A 5,172-nucleotide genomic window follows, 5' to 3' on the forward strand; every position below is an offset into this window, starting at 1 on the left:
ACACGTAGTATGGGTCTATTGTAATTATATAATTTATGAATCTATAGTAGTCTTATCACTGAATCTATTTTTATTCTTATCACTGAATCTTTATTGATCGTGCTATAGTATATATCATTTAATGATTTTGTGTTAATTGGAATTTCTGTGGGTTATTAGGAGAGGGTAGATTGCGTATATTTCTAACTCTTGCAGTGGTACTTAAATCGAAAGCTTTTTATATATGTGTTGATTGGTTGTTTCAGTAGTTTGTCTTTGTTCTCTTTTTCTTATCAGGTATTCTAAATTAGTGGTGGTTATTGCAATTATGTATTTTATGAATCGATTACTACTCTTATCGGTGAATCTGAATTGATTGTGAGATATTATATCAATTAATGATTGTGTACTAATTAGGATTTCTTAGGAGGTATTATGATAGATTGTTTATTTTACAAATCTATAGTAGTCTTATCACTAAATCTATTACTACACTTATTGATAAATACATATTAGTTCTGATGTATTAGTTTGAATTTATGTAGGGTATTCGGAATGGGGAGATAGCTTATGTATTATTCATAGCTAAGTAGGTCTTTAGATTGGGGGATATTTTTAACGGTTAACTTGTATTTGATGTATCTGTAGGTAGGATTATTCTTGAGTTAAGAGTATAGTCATTATTTAGCTAATGAGATTTGGAAGTCTACTTATATAAAAGCTAAAAGCCAACATATATGCTGGCTTCTAGGACCGAGCTCGAGAATCTAAGATTACCCTCGCTCGGTTACAAATGTAAATCAAATAGATGATATAGGAAATTAGTTTTAGAAGATCGTTTAAACAACTTATGAATACTCTTTAAAGTAGCTTTTAAGTTGTCACAGCGTAAAATAAAATACTTTGTTAAGTTTGGGCTAAATGATTTATTACGCACTTTAAAACAATAGTTTTTAAAAATGAACTTTTAAATATTTCAAGAACTCTATTTAGTGACGTATATGTTTTATATCGTGTAAGGCGTTTACATTTAATGGCTATAAATACAAAACTATTGAATGGAAAAGAAACCGATATAATAAATTGCAATCTCAAAGAATTACACTATTTAAGTAATCCGTATATTTCTTAAAAAAGACTTATAGACATATATACTTTAGAAATGATTATTAAACATTATGACACATTGTATTGTTTTGTAGGGAATAAAAATCTATAAAAAGGGAACTGCATCATAAAAGGTAGTCCTTTCTGAATTAGTAATATTGTAAAAAATAATATTCAAATTGATATTCATTCTTACATCCCATTTGGAATGAACTTGTATCTCGATTATATCCTTGTACTATATTATGTGACGAATCTTTTATTACAACTATTAGTGAGTCCTACTAAGGTAAAAGGATTTCCTGTGACATCTATTGAATTAGCTAATTTTATCTACTTATAAAGCTGTGGTAATTGATTCATTGCATACTTATTCGAAGTACTGTGACAATTCTCTTTAATATTTAGAATCTAGTCATCGTAATCATACATTTCTTTAAGTGGAGCATTAGATACTGACATATTTGTCTTGATAATATTTTAGCTCTGCTAAGTTGAAAGACTGTAGCTGGAAGAATCATTAAACTTGGTATTGCGATTTTCTAAAGTTGTACTCGGTTTGTATTTATTATAGTTTGTCCTTATGTAGTCTTTCGTAGATATTGTTGTGTTTCTATTTAGAAAGGTTGGGGGAAATGAATTGTAGAGTCTTTATTTTGATTTTAATTTAGTTTCGAGGTCTTTGTGTCTCTTTTAAATTTAAGTGTAAGGAAAGGGGGAGTAATCGCTTTTATGCGATATATTGAATAGCTTAAGATGTAATATTTGGTTATTGTTCTAAGTTGTCTTGGTTGAATTTAGCTCTATGGGATAAGGAAGGGGCTGATAGGTATTTTATCTTTATTGAGTGAAGTATGTGAATGATGAGTTATGTTTATTGCTGTTTTAGAAAAGGATAAAATAGAAAAAGCGAATCTATATGTAGAGTCGCTTTCTTATGTTTTTTTGAGTTCTTTAATTTTGTCAAAAATGTATTCCATTTCGTAGCCTTTACGTTGTAAATAGCTTATGAACTTTTGTTCTTTTTGGTATATATCTAAGGAATCTAGACTATGCCATTTTTGCTCTGCTATTTTGTCTAAGGTTTCGAAGTATAGATCATCAGTTAGTTCTTCTAAGGCTTTTTTAATTAGGTAATCAGATATTTTTCTGCTCTTTAGTTCAGCAATTATTCTGTTTTTGCCCCAGCCGCTAATTCTGTGTTTTCCTCTTGAGTAGCTTCTAGCAAAACGTTCTTCGTTTAGGAAATTATGCTCGATTAGATGGACTATGATAGCATCGTGTTCATCTGTTGGAATTTTTAGATTATAGAGTTTGTTTATGACTTCTGCATGACATCTATCTTGATAGGCACAATAATGCTCTAATTTGCTTTTGGCTTGATTTAGCGTTAAAATGGTGTTTTTATTCTGCTCCAAATTGTTTATTTAAGTTTTGAATGAAAGCTTTTGCTAAGGTAAAAATTTTGCTTTGAAATGCTTTTAAACTCATCATAATACTTGTTATTTATATTTTAAATTAAGTAGGTATATTTTAAAAAATGGACTTAACAATATTGGTTGTTAGTCTTTAGTTACTGATAACTATGGGGAGATAGTGAGTGTTTTCGTAATGAGTATAAGAGCGTATGCAGCTTAAATGATATTTGTAAGCGATATTGGAGGACAAATATTAGCGGTAGCCGATTAAAAGGTTTTAAGACTGTAAGCTATATAGGGTATTTAAAGAACCATTACATTGATTTAAATAGTGAGCCATTTTTTTAATTTTCTAGTTAGTAAAATAAATATTCTATTCTGGATAGAGGTCATTAAATACTTCTTCAAAGTCATATTTTTGTTTTGGGATTTTTGTATAAAACTGTTCTACTTTTTTTTGAAAACTACCTTTAGTATCAAGTTTAATTAGTTCGTCCCAAAGTCCAAATTTTTTAAACGCTACTTCAATGTATTCCCAATATTCGCTGTAATACTGAATTGCATTGTTAGCAAACGAAACCCATTTATTTCCTTGAAAGTTGAATGTTATCAATTTTTTGCTCCGTGCAGATTCAATAATGAAAAGCAATTTTGAAAAAAAAAAATCTGACACAAGATTTCTATTGGATAAGTTGTTGCAAAATTTATAATAATAGAAGTTTATAATATTCAGAACAATATTGTAGTCCTCTATCTGAGTGATGGATTGCTGTATTTTTAGTTATTCTATTTTTGATAGTCATTTCTAAAGCTTTAGCAACACTTTTAGCACTCATGTCTTCACTTAAATGATATCCCATAATCTTTCTGCTATAAGCATCAGTAACTAGGGATAAATAATATGTATTTGTTTTGGTCTTTACATAAGTAATGTCGCTTACAAAAACTTGTTCTTGTTGAGTTATTGCTAAGTTTTTTAAAAGGTTAGGATGCTTAGTTAACCAATGTTTTGAGTTAGTGGTTTTAGTATAATTCTTTTTAGGCTTAATCGATAGATTCTCACGTTTTAAATACTTAAACAAAGCATCTCTTCCTATTTTAATATTTAACTTTATCAACTTTTTTTTAATAAATAATAGAGTTTTCGCGTACCTAAACGAGGAGTAATAGCCCTTATCTTTAGGACTAATTCCTTTACTTGTAAAAACTCTTTTTCACGATATTCTTGTAGCGTTCTATATTGATATAGAGCTTGTCTACTTATCCCAAACAGCGAACAAACGCGTGATAAACTTACTCCCTTTTCTTGGAGTCCAAAGGCTGTTGGGTAGAATACTTTTTTCTTATTTGAGTACCATACGATTGGTCAGACAGGTCAATCATTGCATTAAGAACTCTATTCTTTAGTTTTTCATCTGATAATTCACGTTCTAAACGTTTTATCTTTTGAGCTGGTGATTCTTCTTTAGATTTCATTGGTTGACGTAAGATTGGTTTACTCCAATCTAAATTACCATATTTTCGTAACCAAACCAAAACAGTACTACGTCCTTGAATACCATAATGTTTTTGAGCTTGTTTATAGGTATAGTCCCCCTTTTCTACTTCTGATACAACCTGTAATTTAAAGCCCAAAGTATAATCTCGTTGACTACGTCTTTCCCTTGTACTTTCTGTCTCTTTCATAAATAAGTCTATTTTGTGTAAACCTATTTTAGGACGGGACATATATATAAATAAAGCCTAACTCATTGCGTTAGGCTTTATTATTTATTAATTACTTGTTATTTATAATAGCATATGAAATAAGGTCTAAATAGTTTCCATTCTTAAATAGATGCTCTTTTAATATTGCTTCTTGTTTCATTCCGATTTTTTGCATCACTCGTCCAGAAGCTGAATTATGTGTAAAGTGAGTGGCAAAGATTTTGTGTAATTTCAAGGTGTCAAAACCAAACTGGATTAAAGCTTTTGCGGCTTCAGTAATTATGCCTTTGTCCCAGTATTGATCATCCAACCAATAGCCCATTTCTGCTCTATTATTAGTCTGATCTATTCCTAAACCAATACCACCTATTATCATAGGATTGTCTTTTAGACGAATAGCAAAGATATACTGTTTGCCATGCTGTAATCCCTCTACTGCTAAGTTTACCCAAAACTCCCCATTTTCTCTAGTATAAGGAAAGGGAATATTAGAGGTGTTTTCGCTATAAACGGGGTTTTTCATAATCTCTATAAGTCGAGGTATGTCATTTGCTTGAGGAAGATTAAGTGTTAATCTTTCTGTCTGTAGTGTATAAGTTTTCATAGTGGTTAGTTTTTTTAAAAGTAGCAAATATTCAGTTACATTTAGCGAATATTTTAAAAATAGGAATTATATGGGATCAACGTTAAAAGTTGGGGAGGAAATAGTAAAATAATATCTTTGTCTTATGATGGATAGCACAGAAATACTAAAACTAATCTTACCTGCTTACTTAGTAGAACACTTCAATATTACTAAAATAGAAGAATTAGAGACCAAAGTACATATCTACTTTGAAGAAAAGAATGATTATGGAAATCAGTGTCCTGAGAGACAATTAATTTCTAAAGGTTTCCATAATATGATTACCATTGAAGACTTTCCATTACGAGGTAAATCGGTAAAACTACATGTACAACG

General features: G+C 29.9%; 4 protein-coding genes and 1 pseudogene. 1 reads left to right on the plus strand and 4 read right to left on the minus strand.

Going from position 1 to position 5,172, the window contains the following annotated elements:
• Positions 1-2,021: 2,021 nt before the first annotated feature.
• The 4 genes and pseudogenes from RH98_RS14590 to RH98_RS14610 form a co-directional block, all read right to left on the minus strand.
• Positions 2,022-2,504, minus strand: coding sequence for a regulatory protein RecX (locus RH98_RS14590; protein ID WP_010257004.1), 483 nt, complete (start codon positions 2,502-2,504; stop codon positions 2,022-2,024).
• Between the two features lie 373 nt (positions 2,505-2,877).
• Positions 2,878-3,177, minus strand: coding sequence for a DUF7829 domain-containing protein (locus RH98_RS14595; protein WP_010257008.1), 300 nt, complete (start codon positions 3,175-3,177; stop codon positions 2,878-2,880).
• A gap of 37 nt (positions 3,178-3,214) precedes the next feature.
• Positions 3,215-4,190: pseudogene (locus RH98_RS16140) on the minus strand (IS3 family transposase); the annotation flags it as partial.
• 91 nt (positions 4,191-4,281) lie between these two features.
• A complete protein-coding gene (locus tag RH98_RS14610) occupies positions 4,282-4,815 on the minus strand; it encodes a GNAT family N-acetyltransferase (RefSeq protein WP_010257021.1) in 534 nt (177 codons plus the stop codon).
• A 124-nt stretch (positions 4,816-4,939) separates the two neighbouring features.
• Here RH98_RS14610 and RH98_RS14615 point away from each other — a divergent pair.
• Positions 4,940-5,172 (plus strand): ISAon1 family transposase N-terminal region protein (locus RH98_RS14615; RefSeq protein ID WP_026038937.1); only part of this gene is annotated, 233 nt, incomplete at its 3' end.

It is taken from the genome of Myroides injenensis M09-0166, from assembly GCF_000246945.1.
In the GTDB taxonomy this organism is placed as follows: Bacteria; Bacteroidota; Bacteroidia; order Flavobacteriales; family Flavobacteriaceae; genus Flavobacterium; species Flavobacterium injenense.